Source organism: Streptomonospora wellingtoniae, assembly GCF_031845375.1.
GTDB classification, from domain to species: Bacteria; Actinomycetota; Actinomycetes; order Streptosporangiales; family Streptosporangiaceae; genus Streptomonospora; species Streptomonospora wellingtoniae.
In genome coordinates this window covers 42830-61690 of record NZ_JAVREK010000019.1, presented here as the reverse complement: position 1 = coordinate 61690, position 18861 = coordinate 42830, and the positions used below count along the sequence as shown (strand labels likewise).

Annotated in this window: 14 protein-coding genes; 6 read left to right on the top strand and 8 right to left on the bottom strand. The window is 73.1% G+C overall.

Annotated features, from left to right (window positions below; translation table 11 throughout):
* Positions 1 to 33: 33 nt before the first annotated feature.
* From dnaE to RM446_RS17275, 5 genes are all read right to left on the bottom strand, one after another.
* On the bottom strand, positions 34 to 3588 hold the full coding sequence (gene dnaE / locus RM446_RS17295; RefSeq protein WP_311546368.1) for a DNA polymerase III subunit alpha: 3555 nt from the start codon (positions 3586 to 3588) through the stop codon (positions 34 to 36).
* 153 nt (positions 3589 to 3741) lie between these two features.
* Positions 3742 to 4287: a DUF421 domain-containing protein gene (locus RM446_RS17290; protein ID WP_311546367.1), complete on the bottom strand. Its 546-nt coding sequence runs from the start codon at positions 4285 to 4287 to the stop codon at positions 3742 to 3744.
* A 148-nt stretch (positions 4288 to 4435) separates the two neighbouring features.
* Positions 4436 to 5050: a TetR/AcrR family transcriptional regulator gene (locus tag RM446_RS17285; RefSeq protein WP_311546415.1), complete on the bottom strand. Its 615-nt coding sequence runs from the start codon at positions 5048 to 5050 to the stop codon at positions 4436 to 4438.
* Positions 5051 to 5241: 191 nt separating this feature from the next.
* Positions 5242 to 5889 carry a response regulator transcription factor gene (locus RM446_RS17280; RefSeq protein WP_311546366.1) on the bottom strand — a complete coding sequence of 216 codons (648 nt, stop codon included), beginning with the start codon at positions 5887 to 5889 and terminating at the stop codon, positions 5242 to 5244.
* Positions 5886 to 7175, bottom strand: a complete 1290-nt coding sequence (locus RM446_RS17275) for a sensor histidine kinase (protein WP_311546365.1) — start codon at positions 7173 to 7175, stop codon at positions 5886 to 5888. The genes RM446_RS17280 and RM446_RS17275 overlap by 4 nt, the downstream gene beginning before the upstream one ends.
* 397 nt (positions 7176 to 7572) lie before the next feature.
* On the opposite strand from RM446_RS17275, the gene RM446_RS17270 reads away from it, so the two are divergent.
* The 4 genes from RM446_RS17270 (at position 7573) to RM446_RS17255 (ending at position 13302) form a co-directional block, all read left to right on the top strand.
* Positions 7573 to 8346: an ABC transporter ATP-binding protein gene (locus RM446_RS17270; protein WP_311546364.1), complete on the top strand. Its 774-nt coding sequence runs from the start codon at positions 7573 to 7575 to the stop codon at positions 8344 to 8346.
* A 6-nt stretch (positions 8347 to 8352) separates the two neighbouring features.
* On the top strand, positions 8353 to 10857 hold the full coding sequence (locus RM446_RS17265) for an ABC transporter permease (RefSeq protein ID WP_311546363.1): 2505 nt from the start codon (positions 8353 to 8355) through the stop codon (positions 10855 to 10857).
* A gap of 143 nt (positions 10858 to 11000) precedes the next feature.
* Entirely contained in the window at positions 11001 to 12512 is a 1512-nt protein-coding gene (locus RM446_RS17260) for an MFS transporter (protein ID WP_311546362.1), read from the top strand.
* Positions 12513 to 12522: 10 nt separating this feature from the next.
* Entirely contained in the window at positions 12523 to 13302 is a 780-nt protein-coding gene (locus RM446_RS17255) for an FAD/NAD(P)-binding protein (RefSeq protein WP_311546361.1), read from the top strand.
* A gap of 72 nt (positions 13303 to 13374) precedes the next feature.
* Here RM446_RS17255 and RM446_RS17250 read toward each other — a convergent pair whose 3' ends face one another.
* The 3 genes from RM446_RS17250 to RM446_RS17240 all read right to left on the bottom strand — a co-directional run bounded on the left by RM446_RS17250 (position 13375) and on the right by RM446_RS17240 (position 15286).
* A complete protein-coding gene (locus RM446_RS17250) occupies positions 13375 to 14157 on the bottom strand; it encodes a polyprenol monophosphomannose synthase (protein WP_311546360.1) in 783 nt (260 codons plus the stop codon).
* Positions 14158 to 14245: 88 nt separating this feature from the next.
* Positions 14246 to 15052, bottom strand: a complete 807-nt coding sequence (locus RM446_RS17245) for a DeoR/GlpR family DNA-binding transcription regulator (RefSeq protein ID WP_311546359.1) — start codon at positions 15050 to 15052, stop codon at positions 14246 to 14248.
* A 63-nt stretch (positions 15053 to 15115) separates the two neighbouring features.
* Entirely contained in the window at positions 15116 to 15286 is a 171-nt protein-coding gene (locus RM446_RS17240) for a hypothetical protein (RefSeq protein WP_311546358.1), read from the bottom strand.
* A gap of 191 nt (positions 15287 to 15477) precedes the next feature.
* Here RM446_RS17240 and RM446_RS17235 point away from each other — a divergent pair, with 191 nt between their 5' ends.
* On the top strand, positions 15478 to 16221 hold the full coding sequence (locus tag RM446_RS17235) for a 4'-phosphopantetheinyl transferase family protein (protein ID WP_311546357.1): 744 nt from the start codon (positions 15478 to 15480) through the stop codon (positions 16219 to 16221).
* A 424-nt stretch (positions 16222 to 16645) separates the two neighbouring features.
* Positions 16646 to 18817 carry a prolyl oligopeptidase family serine peptidase gene (locus tag RM446_RS17230; RefSeq protein WP_311546414.1) on the top strand — a complete coding sequence of 724 codons (2172 nt, stop codon included), beginning with the start codon at positions 16646 to 16648 and terminating at the stop codon, positions 18815 to 18817.
* The last annotated feature ends 44 nt before the right edge of the window (positions 18818 to 18861 follow it).

Here is an 18861-nt window from a genome sequence, read left to right as displayed (position 1 = left end):
CCGGAGGAGGCCGCCGGAGTTCCGGTGCCGCGTCTAGTAGGTGACCGCCTCGGCGCCCAGCAGCGACTTCAGGTCGCCGGCGAGCTCCGGGCCCACCCGGACCGGGTAGCCGGGCAGGTCGTAGACCCGCGACTTGACCGGGTGCTCGACCCGGACGGTCAGCGGGGTCTCGCCGCGGTTGGCCTTGAGCACATGCTTGAGCTCGTCGATCAGCTCGGCGGTCAGCCGCTGCTCCTGCACGGTCAGCAGCATGGGCGGCGGCCCCTCGGCGACGTGGCTGATGTCCAGCGGGGCCAGTTCGAACGCCTGGATGGAGTACTCGCCCTCGCGCTCCTTGACCCGGCCTTTGACCGATACGGCGGTGTCCTCGGTCAGCACCTCGGAGTAGAGGGTGTAGGACTCGGCGAAGAACAGCACGTCGATGCTGGCGTCGAGGTCCTCGACGGTGACCTTGGCCCAGGGGTTGCCGGACTGCTTGCTGACCCGGCGCTCAACCGCGGAGATGAGCCCCGCCACCTGCACCTCGGAGCGGTCGCGGCGCTCGCCGTTGTTGATGTCGAGGATGGAGACGTCGCTGGAGCGGGCCAGGATGCGCTCGGCACCGGCGAGCGGGTGGCTGGAGACGTACAGTCCCAGCATCTCGCGCTCGAAGGCGAGCTTGGTCTTGCGGTCCCACTCCTGATCGGTCCAGTTGATGTCGAGCCCGATGGGCGCGGACTCGGCCTCCTCGGCGCCGCCGAACAGGTCGAACTGGCCGTGGGCCTCCTGCTTCTTGGCCGAGATCATCGCGTCGACCGCGTGCTCGTGGTGGTTGAACAGGTCCATCCGTGGCTGGCCGAAGCTGTCGAACGCCCCAGCCTTGACCAGGGACTCCACTACGCGCTTGTTGCACGCGGCCAGCTCGATCTTGGAGACGAAGTCGACGAACGAGGTGAACTCGCCCTTGGCCCTGCGCGTGTTCATGACCGACTCGACCACGTTGGCACCGACGTTGCGCACCGCGCCCATGCCGAAGCGGATGTCGGCGCCGACCGCGGAGAAGCGCAGTCCCGACTCGTTGACGTCGGGCGGCAGCACCTGGATGCCCATCTTGCGGCACTCGGCCAGGTAGACGGCCATCTTGTCCTTGTCGCCGCTGACCGAGGTCAGCAGTGCCGCCATGTAGGAGGCGGGGTGGTTGGCCTTGAGGTAGGCGGTGCGGAAGGACAGGATCGCGTAGCCGGCCGCGTGCGACTTGTTGAAGGCGTAGCCGGAGAAGGGGAGCATGACCTCCCAGAGCGTGTCGATGGCCTTCTGGGAGAACCCGCGCTCCAGCATGCCGGCGTTGAACTTGGTGTACTCCTTCTCCAGGGCCTCCTTCTTCTTCTTGCCCATGGCCCGGCGCATGAGGTCGGCGCCGCCCAGCGAGTAGCCCGCCATCTGCTGGGCGATGGCCATGATCTGCTCCTGGTAGACCAGCACGTGGTAGGTCTCCGACAGGATCGGGTCCAGCGCGTCGTAGAGCTCGGGGTGGATGGAGGTGATCTCCTGGCGCCCGTTCGAGCGGTCGGCGTAGTCATTGTGGGCGTTGGCCGCCATGGGGCCGGGCCGGTACAGGGCGTTGACGGCCACGATGTCGGAGAACTGGGTGGGCTGCATGCGCCGCAGCAGGGCCCGCATGGCCGTGCCGTCGAGCTGGAACACACCCAGGGTGTCGCCGCGTGCCAGCAGTTCGTAGGTCTGCGTGTCGTCGAAGCCGACCTGGGACCAGTCGATGTCGACGCCCTCGTTGGACTTCACGTTCTGGATGGCGTCGTCGATGATCGTGAGGTTGCGCAGGCCCAGGAAGTCCATCTTCAGCAGGCCCATCTCCTCGCACTGAGGGAAGGGGAACCCGGTGATGATGGCGCCGTCGGTGTCGCGCTTGTGCAGCGGCACCACGTCCAGGAGCGGCTCGGCCGAGAGGATGACGCCCGCGGCGTGCACCCCGGTGCCGCGGGTGAGGCCCTCGATACCGCGCGCGGTCTCCATGACCTTCTTGATCTGCGGGTCCTTCTCCATGAGGGTGCGCAGTTCGACGGCCTCGGCGTACCGCTCGGCGGCATCGTCGTCGACCTCGGTCAGCGAGATCTCCTTGCCGCCCACCGGCGGCGGGAACGCCTTGGTGATCTGGTCGCCCAGCGCGTAGGGCAGGCCGTGGATGCGGGTGGAGTCCTTGACGGCGGCCTTGGCCTTGATGGTGCCGAAGGTCAGGATCTGGGCGACGCGCTCCTCGCCGTAGAGCTCGGTGACGTACTCGATCATCTCCCCGCGCCGACGCTCGTCGAAGTCGAGGTCGATGTCGGGCATGGTGACGCGCTCGGGGTTGAGGAAGCGCTCGAACAGCAGTCCGTGTTCGATCGGATCGAGGTCGGTGATGCCGAGCACGTAGGCGATCATCGACCCGGCGGCCGAACCGCGCCCCGGCCCGAGCGCGATGCCGTTCCTGCGGGCGTACTGGCAGATGTCGGAGACCACCAGGAAGTAGGCCGGGAAGCCCATCTCGTTGATGATGCCCAGCTCGCGGTCGATGCGCTCGCGCACCGCCTGGGCGGGGCCGCTGGGGTAGCGGGTGGGGGTGAGCCGGTCGATCTCCTTGCGCAGCCACGACGCCTGGGTCTCGTCCTCGGGGACGTCGAACTTCGGCATCAGGTCGCGCTCGGCGAACACCTCGTCGAAGGCGCCGTCCTCGACGCTCTCGGCGACCAGCAGGGTGTTGCGGCAGCCCTGGGCCCATTCGTCCAGGCTGACCAGGGCGCGCATCTCTTCGGCGGACTTGATGTAGTAGCCGTCGCCGTTGAACCGGAACCGGGCGGGGTCGTCGAGGTTCTTGCCCACCCCCACGGCGAGCAGGGCGTCGTGGTCCTGTGCCTGGTCCTGGGTGACATAGTGGGAGTCGTTGGTCACCAGCGGCGGCAGGTTCAGCTCGCGGCCGACCTTGAGCAGGCCTTCGCGGACCTCGCGCTCGATGCTGATGCCGTGGTCCATCAGCTCCAGAAAGACGCTGTCCTTGCCGAAGATGTCCTGGAGCTTGGCGGCGTAGTCGATCGCCTCCCTCTCCTGGCCCAGGCGCAGGCGGGTCTGCACACCGCCCGAGGGGCAGCCGGTGGAGACCATGATGCCCTCGGAGTGGCGGCTCATGAGCTCCAGGTCCATGCGGGGCTTGCCGTAGTAGCCCTCGATGCTGGCCAGCGACGACATGCGGAACAGGTTGCGCAGGCCGGCGGCGTTGCGCGCCCACATGGTCATGTGCAGGTAGCGGCCGCCGCCGGAGATGTCCTTGCCGCCCTCGGTGTTCTCGTCGGAGTCTCCGCGTCCCCAGCGCACCCGCTTCTTGTGGAACCGCGACTCCGGGGCGACGTAGGCCTCGATACCGATGATCGGCTTGACACCCGAGCCTTTGGACTGCTGCCAGAACTCGTAGGCGCCGAACATGTTGCCGTGGTCGGTCATGGCCACGGCGGGCATCTGGAGCCGGGCCGCCTCGGCGAACAGCGGCTTCAGCTTGGCGGCGCCGTCCAGCATCGAGTACTCGGTGTGGACGTGCAGGTGGACGAAAGGGTCAGCCACGGTCGTTCGAACCTCTTAGCAAAGAACAGGACTGGCGGGAATCGTGTGCCACCTGAGACTAGTCCCGCCGCACGGGCCGCCACCACCGAACACCCGTGCCCGTGGAGACACGCCCGCCCGACCCGTCCGCCCGCGCACCAGCCGCGGCGCGGGTCAGATCGCGGGCGGCCCGTCGCCGGCGCTGACGGTGGCCAGCAGTTCGGGTTCGACCTCAGCGCCGCCGGGAGCGCGCCGCAGCACGGAGACCTCCCCTGTGGACTCCATCACCACCGCGGCGGCCTGGTCGAAGGCGGTCACACCGGCCAGGCGCAGCTTGGAGCACAGGTCGCCGCGGCTCATCCGCGCCCGGGCGAGGTTGTCCTCCACGACTACTCCGTCGCGCATCAGCAGCAGCGGGCCGCTGTCCAGCAGCCTCTCGGCGCCGTAGCGGCGGCGGGCCCAGGCGAGGACGCCCTGCGCCGTGAACAGCACGCCCAGCGCCACCACACCCTCCAGCAGCGACGTCTTGGCGCTGACCGCGGTGGTGGCCACCATCGACCCGAAGGCCACGGTGGCGGCCATGTCGAAGTTGGTCATCTGGGAGAAGGAGCGCAGTCCGGCTATGCGCGAGAACAGGACGAGGGACAGGTAGGCCCCGCACGTGGCCGTGGCCACGATCAGCAGGGACTCCATGGGGGCTCCGAGAGCGCTGAACTGCACTTATTCCTCCTGAGACGTCGACTGCCCCGCCCACTACCCAAAAAGAACTTTGCCGCACTTAATCCACATTTGACCGTTCGACGTCCGGGTGCGCCGTATCCCGGGACGTCGCTTCGGCCGTCTTCGTGGACGGCCGGCGGCCGCGCGCTCAGCGGCCGGCCGGTGCCGGGCGCAGCGCGTCCAGCAGGAGCCGGGCGTAGTACGCGCCGATCTCGCGGGGGCTCAGCGCGCCCTCGGGGTGGTACCAGGTGCTGAGATGGTGCACGCTGCCGAAATAGAAGTCCACGACGATGTCGGCGGGCACGCGGGCGGTGAAGGCTCCGCGGTCCTGGCCCTCGACGATCAGCGAGCGGAACAGCTCGTGGTAGCGGCGGCGCTCGTCGCGCACCTCGCGCTGCTTCTCCGGGCGCAGCTGGTGCAGCGAGCGGAAGGAGATGGTCGCGTCGTCCAGGTTGTCGATGGTGCTGACCACGACGTCGGCGGCAGCGCGTTCGACGCGCTCGGCCACCGGCCCCTCCTGGCGGGCGATCTCGGAGAGCCGCGACATCTGCAGGCGCAGCACGCGGGCGTAGATCTCGGCGAGCAGGTCGTCTTTGGAGTCGAAGTAGTGGTACATCGCCCCCTTGGTGACGTCGGCCGCGTCGACGATCTCCTGCACCGAGGTGCGGTCGAAGCCCTTCTCGGCGAACAGGCGGGTCGCCACGGCCAGCAGCCGCCGCGGTACCGACGACTCGGCGGACTCGGCGGAGGTCACGGCCGGCATCCCCGTGCCCCCGTGGGTGCGAACGGCCACGGCACGCCCTTTCTCCCAGACTGCGAACGTCCTGCGCGCCCGCCGGCCTCCCCTGGGTCGCCGTGCGGAACACCACCACACAATAGACGCACACCGGTCGTACGCGGTTGCCGAGGCCGCTCGCGTCCGGCCGTGCCGCGCGCCGCGGACCGCCGGCGGGCTCAGGCCCACCCGGCGTCGTGGGCGAGGATGGCCGCCTGCACCCGGTTGCCCATGCCGAGCTTGGACAGGATGCTGCTGACGTGGGCCTTGACCGTCGCCTCGCGCATGCCCAGGCTTCGCCCGGACTCGGCGTTGGACATGCCCTGAGCGACGGCGACCAGCACGTCGCGCTCGCGGTCGCTGAGCACCTGGAGCCGCCGGGCGGCCTCGGCGGCGGGGCCGGCGGCCGGGACGGTGAACCGCTCCAGCATCCGCTTGGTGATGCTGGGCGCCAGCATCGCGTTGCCCTCGTCGATGGTGCGCACCGCGCCGATGAGGTCGCGTGGCGGCGTGTCCTTGAGCAGGAAGCCCACTGCGCCGGCGCGCAGCGCGCGGTGCACGTACTCGTCGAGGTCGAATGTGGTCAGCAGGACGACCTTGGGCGGGCGGGGCAGGTCGGCCATCGCCGCCGCAGCGGTCAGCCCGTCGGTGCCGGGCATGCGGATGTCGAGCAGCACGACGTCGGGCTCCTCCCGCGCAGCCAGGTCGAGCGCGGCGCCGCCGTCGCCGGCCTCGCCGACGACTGCGATGTCCTCGGCCGTGTCGAGGATCATTCGCAGCCCCGAGCGCACCAGCTGCTCGTCGTCGACCAGCACGGTGCGGATCATTCCGCCGCCGCCTGCACGCGTCCGCGGTCGGCGCGCGCCGCCGGCAGTACGACGCTGAGGCGCCACCCGCCGTCGGGCAGCGGCCCCGTCCGCAACTCTCCCCCCGCCAGCGCGACGCGTTCGCGCAGCCCGGCGAGCCCGTAGCCGCTGGAGGGCGGCGCCTCGGCGGCCGCGGGAGGCGGCGGGGAGTTCTCCACGGTGATCTCCAGGTTCTCGGGACGGTAGTGCAGGTGCACGCGCACGGCAGCGCCGGGAGCGTGCTTGGCGGCGTTGGTCAGCGCCTCCTGGACGGTGCGGTAGGCGGTGCGCTGAGTCTGGGCCGGCGCCTCCACCGGCGTTCCCTCGGCGCTGCGGTCCACGGTCAGCCCGGCTGCGCGCCATTCTTCGACGAGGCGGTCGATGTCGGCCAGCACCGGTTGGGGCGCGGTCGGGGCACCGCCCGCCTCGGGGTCGTCGCGCAACACGCCCAGGATCTCACGCAGCTCCGACAGCGCGTCCCGCCCCGTGCTGCGGATCAGTGCCGCGCTCTGCGCGGTGCGGTCATCGGGTGCCGAGACCTCCAGCCCGCCGGCGTGCAGCACCATCAGGCTCACCCGGTGGGCGACCACGTCGTGCATCTCGCGGGCGATGCGGGTGCGCTCAGCGGTGATGGCCTGATCGGCGAGCAGGTGCTGCTCGTGCTCCAGCCGCTCGGCGCGCTCGCGCAGGTTGGCGACGAGCGCGCGGCGCGTTCCGAACCACAGGCCCACGGCCAGCGGCAGCCCGTACACCATGATCAGCACGCTGTAGGCCTGGAAGCCGCCCATCGGACCGAGGAACCTGTAGACGGCCAGGAAGCACACCGACAGCCAGAAGGCCCACAGCGCAAGCCTCCGCCGGTCCTCGAACCAGCCCGCATAGGTGAACAGGCCCAGTGCGGCCAGGCTGAAGTCGCCGTAGAGGAGCAGCGCGGCCGTGGCCGCGACGAGCAGAATCGAGGGCCGGGTGCGGCGGAACAGCACGACGGTCGAGACCGCCGCGCACACGGTCAGCGCCCCCCAGACGGCAGGAAGAGCGGCGATGGGAGCCAGGTCGCCGACCAGCGCGACACCGCCCGCCACAGCCATCGCCGCGATGCCGGACAGGCCGTGCGGTTCGGACACCAGCATCAGCCCGGTCCAGGGGAAGACGGCGGCGGCCAGCAGCCAGTCGGCGATGCGGTGCCGACGCGACCACCACCGGTCTCTCAGCGAGGTCGGCGGCGCCGCGGCAGCGCGTGCCGGGGGTGCTGACCGATACTCCGCCATGGGCCGGAGTCTATGCCGCTCCCCACCGGCCGCAGGTCGCCGACCTGCGGCCGGGCACCCTCCCCCGACGAAGGTCGATGCCGGGTCCGGCGGCCGGTCAGCGCGGCCGCGGGGCCGCCGTCCGCCCGGCGGGAGGCCTCCCCGGACCGGCGCCACCCGACGAAAGTCGGTACCGCCAACCACCCGAAGGGTCGAGCGGCGCGCGGAAAGGCGGGCTGCGCACGCCGCCGAATTCGGCCCCGCGGCGGAGGGTTCGCCGCCTGCAGCGGCCGTAGCGTTGCCGGATGCGGCGCCGGGAAACCGAATCCCCGGCGCGCACCCGGCGCCGCACCGGCAAGCAGTGCCGCCGTCCGGTCACCCGGTCCCCGTCCTACCGTCTTCGATTCTGGAGAACCACGTGAGCCAGAGCGCGGCCCCGGCCGCCCCCGCACCCGACACCACCGACACGCGGCCCGTGGTGGCCGCCCGCCACCTGACCAAGGTCTACGGCCGCGCCGATTCGGCCGTGCACGCGCTCGACGGGGTCAGCGTCGACTTCGCCCGCGGCGCGTTCACCGCGATCATGGGACCGTCGGGGTCGGGCAAGTCCACCCTGATGCACTGCCTGGCCGGCCTGGACACCGTCTCCTCGGGAACGGTGCACCTGGGAAGGACCGAGATCACCCGCCTGCGTGACAAGCAGCTGACGCTGCTGCGCCGCGACCGCATCGGGTTCGTCTTCCAGTCGTTCAACCTGCTGCCGATGCTCACCGCCGAGCAGAACATCCTGCTGCCCGGACGCATCGCCAAGCGCAAGCACGACCCCGCCCGGTTCCAGCGCATCGTCGAGGTGGTGGGACTGGGAGACCGGCTCGGCCACCGCCCCTCGGCGCTGTCGGGCGGCCAGCAGCAGCGGGTCGCGGTGGCCCGCGCGCTGCTGGGCGACCCCGAGGTCGTCTACGCCGACGAACCCACCGGCAACCTCGACTCCCGTTCCGGCGCCGAGGTGCTGCGCTTCCTGCGCGACTCCGCGCAGGAGCTCGGCCAGACCGTCATCATGGTCACCCACGACCCGGTGGCCGCCTCCTACGCAGACCGGGTCGTGTTCCTGCGCGACGGGCGCCTGGTCGACGAGGTGTACGGGCCCACCGCCGAGACCGTCCTCGACCGCCTGGTGAAGCTGGAGTCCTGAGCCGCGATGCTGCGCACAACACTCGCCGGCCTGCGCCTGCACAAGGGCCGGCTCGTCACGACCGCACTGGCCGTCGCCCTGGGCGTCATGTTCGTCTCGGGAACCCTGGTCTTCTCCGACACCCTGCGTGAGAGCTTCGCCTCCCAGGTGATGGGCTCGGCGCAGAAGATGGACGCCGTCGTCCTGCCCGAAGACGCGCTGACCGGCACCGTCCCCCGCGAACGACTGGCCGAGGTTCGCGATCTGCCTGAGATCGACCGCGCCTCAGGGGTCACCATGGGCGACGCCCCGCTGCTGGACAAGGAGGGACGCGCGGTCGGCAGCGCGCCCACTCTCGGGGTATCGGTGGGCGGCCTCAGCCGCTACTCGGCCGTCGAGGGCGGACTGCCCGACGGGCCCGGCGAGGCGGCGCTGGCCACTGTCAGCGCCGACGCCACCGGCTACGAGGTGGGCGATACCGCGACCGTGCTGGGACCCGACGGCGAGAAGCGCGAGTTCACCGTCACCGGGCTGATCGACTTCGGGACCGCCGCCGAGGTCTCCTACCGCGGGGCGGTCGCCTTCGCGCCGCAGACCGCCGCCGAGATGACCGGCGCCGACGGCTTCGCCGAGATCGACGCCGTCGCCGCCGAGGGCGTCCCGCCACAGCGGGCCGTCGACGCCGTCGACGCCGTCGCGGGCTCGGGCACCCAGGTGCTGACCGGCCAGGAGCTGGGCGAGCGGCTGGCCGAGCAGGCGGGCGCGGAGGCCGACGTCATGGCCACCGGGCTGCTGCTGTTCGCCCTCGTGTCGGTCTTGGTGGCCGCCATCGTCATCCACAACACCTTCGCCATCCTGGTCGCCCAGCGCCAGCGCGAGATGGCCCTGCTGCGCTGTGTGGGCGCGGTGCGCCGCCAGGTCTTCACCTCGGTGGTGGTCGAGGCGCTGGTCGTGGGCCTGGTGGCCTCCGCCTTGGGCGTGCTGGCGGGAATCGGTCTGGGTGCGGCCGGCTTCAGGCTCGGCGGCGACGCCTTGAACGCCGGCTCCTCCGGCACAGCGGTCGTCGCCCAGCCGGGGGCGGTGCTGATCGGGCTGGCCGTCGGGACGGCGACGACCCTGTTCTCCGCTCTGCTGCCGGCGCGGCGGGCGATGTCCGTACCTCCGCTCACCGCGCTGCGCACCAGCGCCATGGCTACAGGCCTGGACAGGCGCGTCGCCGTCCTTCGGGCCGCGGCGGGCGCGGCGCTGCTGCTCGCCTCGGCCGGGATGGTGTACCTCGCCCGGGGCATAGACGACCCGAACGACGCTCTGTTCATGGTCGCCGGCGCGGGCATGGTGGCCTTCGTCGGCGTCGTGGTCGTCAGCCCGCTGCTGGTGCGCATGGCCGTGGGCGCGGTGTCGCCGCTGATGCGCACGCTGGGTGTCGCCAGTGCGCTGGCGGCCGACAACGCGCGGCGCAACCCCCGGCGCGCGGCGACGGCCACGATCGCCCTGACGGTGGGCGCCACGCTGATCACCGGCTACTCGGTGGTCAACGCCTCGATGATGACCACGATGAACGGCATGCTCGACGAGCAGTTCCCGATGGACTACCGGATCATGGGCCAGTTCACCGAGGAGGACCCGAACATCCCGCGGGATGTCGCCCGCGACCTGCGCGACGCTCCCGAGACCGCCGAGGTGGTCGCCGAGCGCAGCGCGAGCGACGGTCCCGGCCCGGACGCCACGCGGTACACCACCCTCGCAGGCGCCCCGCTGGAGCGGGCGGCCGCCGAGGGCGAGAAGCCGGCGGCCGGCGACCTGGCGGACGTGCGGCCGGGCAGCGTCGCGGTGCCCTCCGACTACGCCGCCGGCCGCGGCGTCGGCGACACCGTGAAGGTGGAGACCGGGAAAGGCGAACGCAGCTTCGAGATCGCGGCCGTCGTCGACTCGACGAACCTGTGGCGCGTGCTGATGACGCCCGAGGACTTCGACGCCGCCTTCCCGGACACGGGAGACGAGGCGATCCGGGTCACCGGTGCCGAGGGCGTCGGCACCAAGGAGCTGCGCGACGCCGTCTACGCCGCGGTGGAGGACCACCCCACGCTCCAGGTCGACTCGCTCGCCCAGAAGCGCAAGCAGTACGAGGACATGCTGGACACGGCGTTCCTGGCGATCGTGGCGATGCTCGGCCTGGCGGTGGTCATCGCGGTGTTCGGCATCGCCAACACGCTGGCGCTGTCGGTGCTGGAGCGCACCCGCGAGTCGGCGCTGCTCCGGGCCATGGGCCTCATGCGCGCGCAGCTGCGGCTGATGCTCGTCTGGGAGGCGGTACTGATGTGCCTGATCGGGGCGCTCGTCGGCATCGGGCTGGGCGTGTTCTTCGGTTGGGCCGCCTCGGCCGCGGTCTTCGAGGACCTGGTGTTCACCGTGCCCGTCGCGCAGATCGCCGGCTTCATCGGGGCGGCCGTCGCGGCCGGGCTGCTGGCCTCGGTGTCGCCCTCGCGCCGCGCCGCGGGCACCTCGATCACCTCCGCCATGGCCGACCAGTAGGGCGGCGCGCGGCCGGAGACGACACACCGGCGGCGTGTCGGCGGGGCGCGAGGAGCGCGCCGTAGTGTGGCGGCGGGCGGACCGGGTCCGCCCGCCGTCCGCGCCGTCCGGGCGCGGCCGGTACGGCGGGAAGGGGTGAGGGCATGGACGCCTCGGAATCCTCGGCTGCGCCGGACGGCGGTGCGGCGTGGGGAACCCCGGCCGCGCGGTGGATGCTGACCGCCACCGTGCTCGCCTCGGGCATGGCGTTCCTGGATTCCACCGTGGTCAACGTGGCGCTGCCCGCCATCGGCGATGAGCTGGACGCCGGGGTGGCCGGGCTGCAGTGGACCGCCAACGGCTACATGGTCACCCTGTCGGCGCTGATCCTGCTCAGCGGCTCGCTCAGTGACAGGTTCGGCCGGGTGCGGCTGTTCTCGGCGGGCGTGGCCTGGTTCGCGCTGGCCTCGGCGCTGTGCTCGCTGGCGCCCACTCTGGAATGGCTGGTCGCCGGCCGGGTGCTGCAAGGGGTGGGCGGGGCGCTGCTGACCCCGGGCAGCCTGGCGATCCTTCAGGCGGGCTTCCGCAAGCGCGACAGGGCGCGGGCCATCGGCGCGTGGTCGGGCCTGACCGGCGTCGCCTCGGCGATCGGCCCGTTCGCGGGCGGCTGGCTGGTCGACCTCGGCTCGTGGCGGCTGATCTTCCTCATCAACCTGCCGCTGGCGGCGGTGGTACTGCTGATCGCCCGCTTCCGGCTTGCCGAGTCGCGCGACCCGCAGGCTCCCGAGCGGTTGGACTACCCGGGTGCGCTGCTGGGCATGGCCGGGCTGGCCGGGCTGACCTACGCACTGATCACGGCGGGCGAGACCGGTCCCGGCGACTGGCGGGTAATCGCGGCCGCGGGAGTCGGCGCGGCGGCACTGGCGTCCTTCGCCGCCGTGGAGCTGCGCAGTCCGCACCCCATGCTGCCGCTGGACATCTTCTCCTCCAGCAGGTTCACGATCACTAACGCGGTGACCGTGCTGATGTACGGCGCGCTCGGCCCGCTGCTGTTCCTGCTGGTCATCTACCTGCAGGAGGTGCTGGGCTACTCCGCTCTGGAAGCGGGTGCGGCGTCGCTGCCGATCACGGTGCTGATGCTGGCTCTGTCGGGGCAGTCCGGCCGCCTCGCCGAGCGCATCGGCCCGCGCTGGCAGCTCGGCCTGGGCCCCGTGGTACTGGCCGCGGGGCTGGTGGTGCTGTCGCGGCTGGAGCCGGGCGCCTCCTACCTCACCGGCGTGCTGCCCGGCGTAGTGCTGGTGGGAGCGGGGCTGTCGGCAGCGGTGGCGCCGCTGACCGCGACTGTGCTGGCCTCGGCTTCCCAGCGCCACGCCGGGCTGGCCTCGGGGGTCAACAACACGCTGGCGCGCACTGCGCAGCTGATCGGCGTGGCCGCGGTGCCGGTGCTCGCCGGCGTGAGCGGCGCCGCTGGGATATCCGGCGGCTTCGGTCCTGCCATGCTGATCATCGCCGGCGCCGCGGCGCTGGCGGGTCTGCTGGCGCTCGCCCTGCTGCGCAGCCGGCCGTCGGTGCCGGCCGCCGAGAGGACCTTCTGCGGCGTGTCGGGCCCTCCGATGGAGGGTTGTCCCGGATCGTCGGCGGGCGCACCCCTTCGCGGAGGCGGCGAGAGGTCCTAGAGTCGGAGTCATGGGAGATGCCGCGGCCGACTACGGCGGCGTGCCGGCCATCGCGTTCGTGGGCGGCGGAGCAGGGGCCGCCCTCGCCGCGATCGCGCTGCTGCGCGCCACCACGTGGCTGCGACTGGGCTATCGCATCCTGCTGATCGACGAGTACGGGCGGTTCGCGCGCGGGCGGCCCTACGACGGTGCGGGCGGGGAGTGCCTGCTGGAGATCCCCGTCAAGCACATGTCAGCCCTGCCCGACCGGCCCTGCCACCTGATGGATTGGGCGCGGGCCGGCCGGACCCCGGCCCGGCTGCGCGACGGCGCGAACGCGGGCGGCACCGCGCTGGCGTCGTCGCCCGTCTGCGGGCCCGAGACACTGCTGCCGCGCCGGGTCTACGGCGACTACCTCGCCGACACCCTCGCGGCCACGGCGGCCTGGGCCTCCCCCTACGCGTCGGTGCACACCCGCGCGGCGCGCGCGGTGGCGGTCGGCGCCGACTCCGGCGGCGCGACGGTGCACCTGGCATCGGGCGAGCGCGTCGCGGCAGCGGCGGCGGTCGTGGCCACGGGCGACCCCGCCGCGACACCGCCGCCCGTGGCCGACGCGGCGGAGGCCGGACTGGCCGCGTGCGCCTGCGGGGCGCTGACCACGGCGGCGGGCGAGGCCGACCGCCTGTTCGCCGTCGGCGCGGTTCGGCGGGGCGAGGCCGACGCGACGGTTCCCCGCATCCGCGAGCAGGCTGAGGCGCTGGCCCAGCGCATCGCCGACACCGTGCTGCGCACCCCGCCGGGCCGCCGCTGAGCCCGGTGGCGGTGAACCGCCGAACGCTTCGCCGGTGCCGCTCGGGGGCGGGCCCGGGTCGGCGGGGCGGGCTCAGCGCTCGCGGTCGCGCCGCTCGGCGGCCTTCAGCCGGAACGGGCGCAGCGCCGACTCCAGCTGCACGGCGAGGTCCATCTTGCTGGCGCCCTCGCGGCGGTCCTCGAAGTGGATGGGGATCTCCACCACCTTCTGGCCGCGGGCGAAGGCGCGGTAGTGCATCTCGACCTGGAAGCTGTAGCCGCTGCTGGAGACGCTCGCCAGGTCGACGGCCTCCAGTGCGTCGCGGCGCCAGATCTTGAACCCGGCGGTGACGTCGCGGATCGGCATGGCCAGGATCGTCTTCACGTAGGAGTTGGCCCACGAGCTCAGCAGCCGCCGGTGGGCCCGCCACTCCTGGGACAGGCTGCCGCCCGCGACATAGCGGCTGCCGATCACCACGCCGGCGCCGGTGGACAGCACGGTGCCCAGCAGCTGGGGAACGTAGCCGGGCGGGTGGCTGAGGTCGGCGTCCATCTGCACCACGAAATCGGCACCGTCGTCCAGCGCCCGGGTCATCCCCGCCACGTAGGCGCGTCCCAGGCCCTCCTTGGCGGTGCGGTGCACCACGCTGACCCGCTCGCGCCCGGGGGTGTTGCAGTCGGCGGCGATCTCATCGGCCACCTTGCCGGTGCCGTCGGGGGAGTCGTCGTCGACCACGACCAGGCGCAGCCCGGGCAGATCCAGGTCGAGCAGCCCCCGCGCCAGTACGGGCAGATTGTCGGCCTCGTTGTAGGTCGGCACGACGACGCTGACCGCAGACCGCGCCCACGGCTCGGGCAGGGTCACCGGGGTCGGCATGGGCGCTCCTATGGGGTCTGCGGTCCTCGGGCTCACCGGGCAGCCTACGGCGCGCCGCCCCTCGGGCACCACCCGAGGAGCCCGCTCCCTATTCTCCCCGGTCGACCTCCAGTACCGCCACGTGCACGAGGGTGCCCATGTCCTCCAGGGTCATCAGCACCTCGGGGTCGGCGTGGTTGTCGGTGATCAGGTGCGCGATGTGCTCCGAGGGCACGGTCTGGACCATGGTGTCGGCGCCGACCTTGGTGTGGTCGGCCAGCACGACGACCTCCTGCGCGCAGGCGACCAGGGCGCGGTCGACGCTGGCCACGGCCGGGTTGGGAGTGCTCAGACCGCGCTCGGCCGTGACGCCGTTGCCGGAGACGAACGCCAACCGGACGCGCAGCCCCGACAGCGCCTGCTCGGCGGCGGTGCCCACGAGGGCCCGTATGGGTCCGCGCATCGTTCCCCCGGTCATCACCACCTCGACTCCCGGCGCCGAGGCGAGTACCTCCGCCACCAGCAGGGAGTTGGTCACCACGGTGAGGTTCTGCCGACCGACCAGCTCGCGGGCCAGCGCCTCGGTGGTGGTGCCCGGGCCCAGCACGACGGCGTCGTCGTCCTCGACGATCCGCGCCGCGGCCGCCGCGATCGCGAGCTTCTCGGGGGCCGCCTGGCCGCTCTTCTGCGTGTAGCTCTGCTCGTAGCCCAGACGCCCCGGCAGCGCGGCGCCGCCCCTGCGGCGGTCGATCAGTCCCTCGGCCTCCAGCGCGCGCACGTCGCGGCGCACGGTGACCTCGGAGGCGCGCACACGCGAGGCGATCTCGCGCAGCGCCATGGCCCCGTTGGCCCGCACCAGCTCCAGGATCCTCTCCCGGCGCTCGGCCGCGAACGCCGGCCTGGTCTCGTCTGCCATGGGAAAACTCCATCTCCGGTGCTGGCTGGGGGGCCGTGCGCTCCGATGATAGAGCCGCCGGGGTCAGCCCATATGCACTCCGTGGGTGCTGAAGGTCTTGTCGATGGTGTCATCGTCAGCGGGGGCGTCGTCCTCAAGCGAGGGACCGCGGACGACGAAGACGGCGACGAAGACGGCGACCAGCAGGCCGAGCACGGCCAGTGTCGCGATACCGAACAGCACCATGACGGACACGGGGGGCCTCCCTGGCGAGCGGGCTGACCGGCGACCCTGCGGCTCGGGCACCGCCCTCGCCAGAGGAGTCACCCCTTGGATGCCCGGTGGCGAAAGGTTTCATGCCCGTCCGGCGCGGCTGGTTGCGCGGCGTGTCGCCCGCGCTCGGACGCCGGTGTGCGCGGGCCGCGGCGAATGGACAGAATGGAGGGGTGACTGCGCTGACGTGCCGGCTGTGGTGGGCCTCCCCCGACGACGCTTCCCCCGCGCTCCTCGACCTGCTCGCCCCCGGCGAGCGCGAGCGCCGCGCCCGCTTCCGCGCCCGCGCCGACCGCGACCGCTATCTGGTGGCCCACGCGCTGGCCCGCCTGGCGCTGGCCCGCGAAGCCGGGTGCGACCCCGCGGAGGTCGCCTTCACGCTGCACTGCCGCGCCTGCGAGCGCCGTCGCGACCCGCGCCCCGAACCGCACGGCAAGCCGCGGCCGGCGGGAGCGGCGGCCGGGCTGGAGATCTCCATCAGCCACTCCGGCGAGCGCGTCCTGCTCGCCCTCGCGCACGGGACGGCTGTGGGCGCCGACGTCGAGCAGGTCTCGGCCGACCGCGACACCGACGGGCTCGTCGACTACTGCCTGGGCCCGGCGGAGCGGGATGCTCTGGACCGGGTGCCCGGCGACCGGCGCACGGAGGGCTTCTTCGGCTACTGGGCGCGCAAGGAGGCCCTGCTCAAGGCCACCGGCGAGGGGCTCTCCGGCGGCCTGGCCGCCGTAGGTGTCAGCGGCCCCTTCGAGCCGGCCGAGGTCCTCGCGTGGGACTCACCCGATGCACCGGGGCACGTCCGGCTCACGGACCTGGACGCCGGCCCCGGCTACCGCGCGGCCCTGGCGGCCCTCACCCCGGCCCCGCTCGCCACAGACACAGGCGACACCGCCGACCTCCTGGGAGCCGTGCGGCCCTGACCGGGCAGGCCGACATTGCCCCGCGGACCCGGTGGGGCGGCCTGCGCACGCAGGCCCGATGCGCTGCCCGGAGATCCGCGGTGCGGCGGCGCCCGCTCCACACCGGGAGTGTCGGCGCCCACCGCAGGACGCGTCGCGGCGGCGTTCCCGTAGTTGCCCTGCCACCGCGTACGCGCCGACCGGGCCTCCGGCGGCTGCGGCTGCGCGACCGGCGACCGGCCGGACACGCCGACGTTCCGCCGCCAAACCTGGCGTGGCCGCTGTATTCGCGTGATCGACGGTCAGCTAGGACTACCTTGACCGGCCACCGAGCGCTTCTGAACCATGTAGGCGTGCGCATCCGTGGCTTTGGCATGGCTCATGCACCCGCCCTCCGCGATCCCCGACCCCGCGGTTCCCGGTGAGCGCGGCCGCCCATCACGGGATCTCCGGCGGCGAGCGAGCGCCGCTCCGCGTCGACACCCTCCACGGGACACCCGTGGCCGATCCCTACCGCTGGCTGGAGGAGCCCGACTCCCCGGCCACCCGCACCTGGCTCGCCGGGCGCGAGCGCGAGTTCGCGGCCGCCGCCGCGACCTGGCCGCTGCGAGCGCCGCTGGCCGAGCGCATCCGCGACCTGGTCTGCGCAGAGCTGTGGACACCTCCGCTGCGGCGCGGCCGACGGATCTTCGCCACCCGGCGCCGCGCCGGGGGCGAGCACCCCGCCGTCGTCGCGTTCGAGGGCGCCGCAGGCGACGGCGGCCCCGACGGCGGTGCGCGCGTGCGCGTCGTCTTCGACCCGCACGCCTTCGACCCCGGCGGCGGCACCACTCTGGACTCCTGGGAGCCCTCGCCCGACGGCGAGCACGTCGCGGTGCAGACCTCCTCCGGCGGCACCGAGCGCGGAGCGCTGCGCGTGCTCTCGGCGGCGACCGGGCTCCGGGTCGAGGATCCGATCGAGGGCGTGCGCTACTCCCACGTCGCCTGGGCGGGCCCTGAGGCCTTCTACTACGTGCGCCGCGACGACGGCGACGGCCGCCGCGGGGTGTGGCTGCACCGGGTGGCGACCGCCGGGGGCGGCCCGGACGTCCTGGTGCGCGCGTGCGGCCCGCGCACGGTTCCCGGCGTGCGGCTGCTGGGCGGGCGCTGGCTGGTGGTCTCCGAGAGCCACGGCACCGGGCACCGCAACGACATATGGATCGCCGACCTCGCCCCGGACGACTCCGGTGCCGACGGCGCGCGGTTCGAGCGCCCCCGGTGGCGCACCGTCCACGCGGGCGAGGAGGCCGAGACCCACCCCGAGCTGGGACCGGACGGCCTGCTGTACCTGCGCACCACGCTGGGCGCCGAGCGGCGCCGCATCTGCGCGGCCGACCCCCGCAGCCCGGGCTCCGCCGACTGGCGCGAGGTGGTCGGCGAGGACCCCGAGGCCACCATTGACGGCTTCACCGCCACTGGCACCCCCGAGTCCCCCGAACTGCTCGTCGCCCGCACCCGGTTGGGCATCAGCGAGCTAACCGCGCACAGCGCCGCCCACGGCGGCCTGCTGCGCCGTGTCGACCTGCCCGGCGAGGGCATGGTCACCCGGTTGGAGCCCGCGGGCGAAGGGCCCGGGGCCGGTGTGCACATGTGCTACGCCGACGTTGCCACCCAGCAGGAGGTCCTGGTGCTCGACCCGGGCGCCGAGCGCCCGCGGCCCTGGCCCCGCGCCTCGCGCCCGCGGCCGCCGACCCCGGTGCGCCGCCGCACGCTGCAGTGCCGATCGGCCGACGGCACGCGCGTCCCGATTACCCTGTTCACCGCCGAGGACCCGCCCGACGCGGGTTCGGGCGCGCCCGAGCCCGGCGAGCCGGGGCCGACGATCCTGCACGCCTACGGCGGGTTCGGACGCCCCCGGCAGTTCGGGTTCAGCGCGACGGTGCTGGCCTGGTTGAGAGCCGGCGGACGCTACGCGGTCGCCCACGTTCGGGGCGGCGGCGACCTCGGGCGGCAGTGGCATCTGCGCGGCGCCCGCCGCGGCAAGCCCCGCGCGGTCGACGACCTCGTCGCCGCGGCCGACGCCCTGGCCGGCCAGGGCGTCTGCACCCGCGGCCACCTGTGCCTGTCGGGCGGCTCGGCCGGCGGACTGCTGGTCCTCGCTGCGGCCGCCCGGCGCCCCAACGTGTGCGGCGCCGTCATCGCCTCGGCTCCCCTGGCCGACATGGCGCGGTTCGAGCGGCTGGGGCTGGGACCGATGTGGATCCGCGAGTTCGGTACAGCGGCCGACCCGCAGGACTTCGCCGCGCTCATGTCCTACTCCCCCTATCACCGCGTCCTGGCCGACGGCGCCGCGGACCGCCCGGCGGTGCTGCTCACCGGGTTCCACGGCGACACCCGGACCGACGCAGCGCATCCGCGCAAGATGTGCGCCGCGCTTCTGCACCACGGCCAGGCCGAGCGCCCCGCGCTGCTGCGCTACGAGCACGACGTCGGCCACGGCCCGCGTGCGGTCACCAAGGCCATCGAGTTGGCCGCCGACGCGCATGCGTTCGCCGCCGCCGAGACCGGCCTCGCTCCGCCGCCCGCAGAGGAAGCACCATCGGGCGGCGGGTCCCCGCACCGCCGGGAGGGGACATGAGTTTTCCAGACACGCGGTCGCCGCAGGCGGCCGCGCCCCCGCGC

Bases quoted from the DNA above. Each gene is read 5' to 3' on its own strand.
- RM446_RS17285 (WP_311546415.1), bottom strand. From the start codon at position 5,050: ATGCCGGCCGTGACCTCCGCCGAGTCCGCCGAGTCGTCGGTACCGCGG.
- RM446_RS17280 (WP_311546366.1), bottom strand. From the start codon at position 5,889: ATGATCCGCACCGTGCTGGTCGACGACGAGCAGCTGGTGCGCTCGGGG.
- RM446_RS17275 (WP_311546365.1), bottom strand. From the start codon at position 7,175: ATGGCGGAGTATCGGTCAGCACCCCCGGCACGCGCTGCCGCGGCGCCG.
- RM446_RS17265 (WP_311546363.1), top strand. From the start codon at position 8,353: ATGCTGCGCACAACACTCGCCGGCCTGCGCCTGCACAAGGGCCGGCTC.
- RM446_RS17260 (WP_311546362.1), top strand. From the start codon at position 11,001: ATGGACGCCTCGGAATCCTCGGCTGCGCCGGACGGCGGTGCGGCGTGG.
- RM446_RS17255 (WP_311546361.1), top strand. From the start codon at position 12,523: ATGGGAGATGCCGCGGCCGACTACGGCGGCGTGCCGGCCATCGCGTTC.
- RM446_RS17250 (WP_311546360.1), bottom strand. From the start codon at position 14,157: ATGCCGACCCCGGTGACCCTGCCCGAGCCGTGGGCGCGGTCTGCGGTC.
- RM446_RS17245 (WP_311546359.1), bottom strand. From the start codon at position 15,052: ATGGCAGACGAGACCAGGCCGGCGTTCGCGGCCGAGCGCCGGGAGAGG.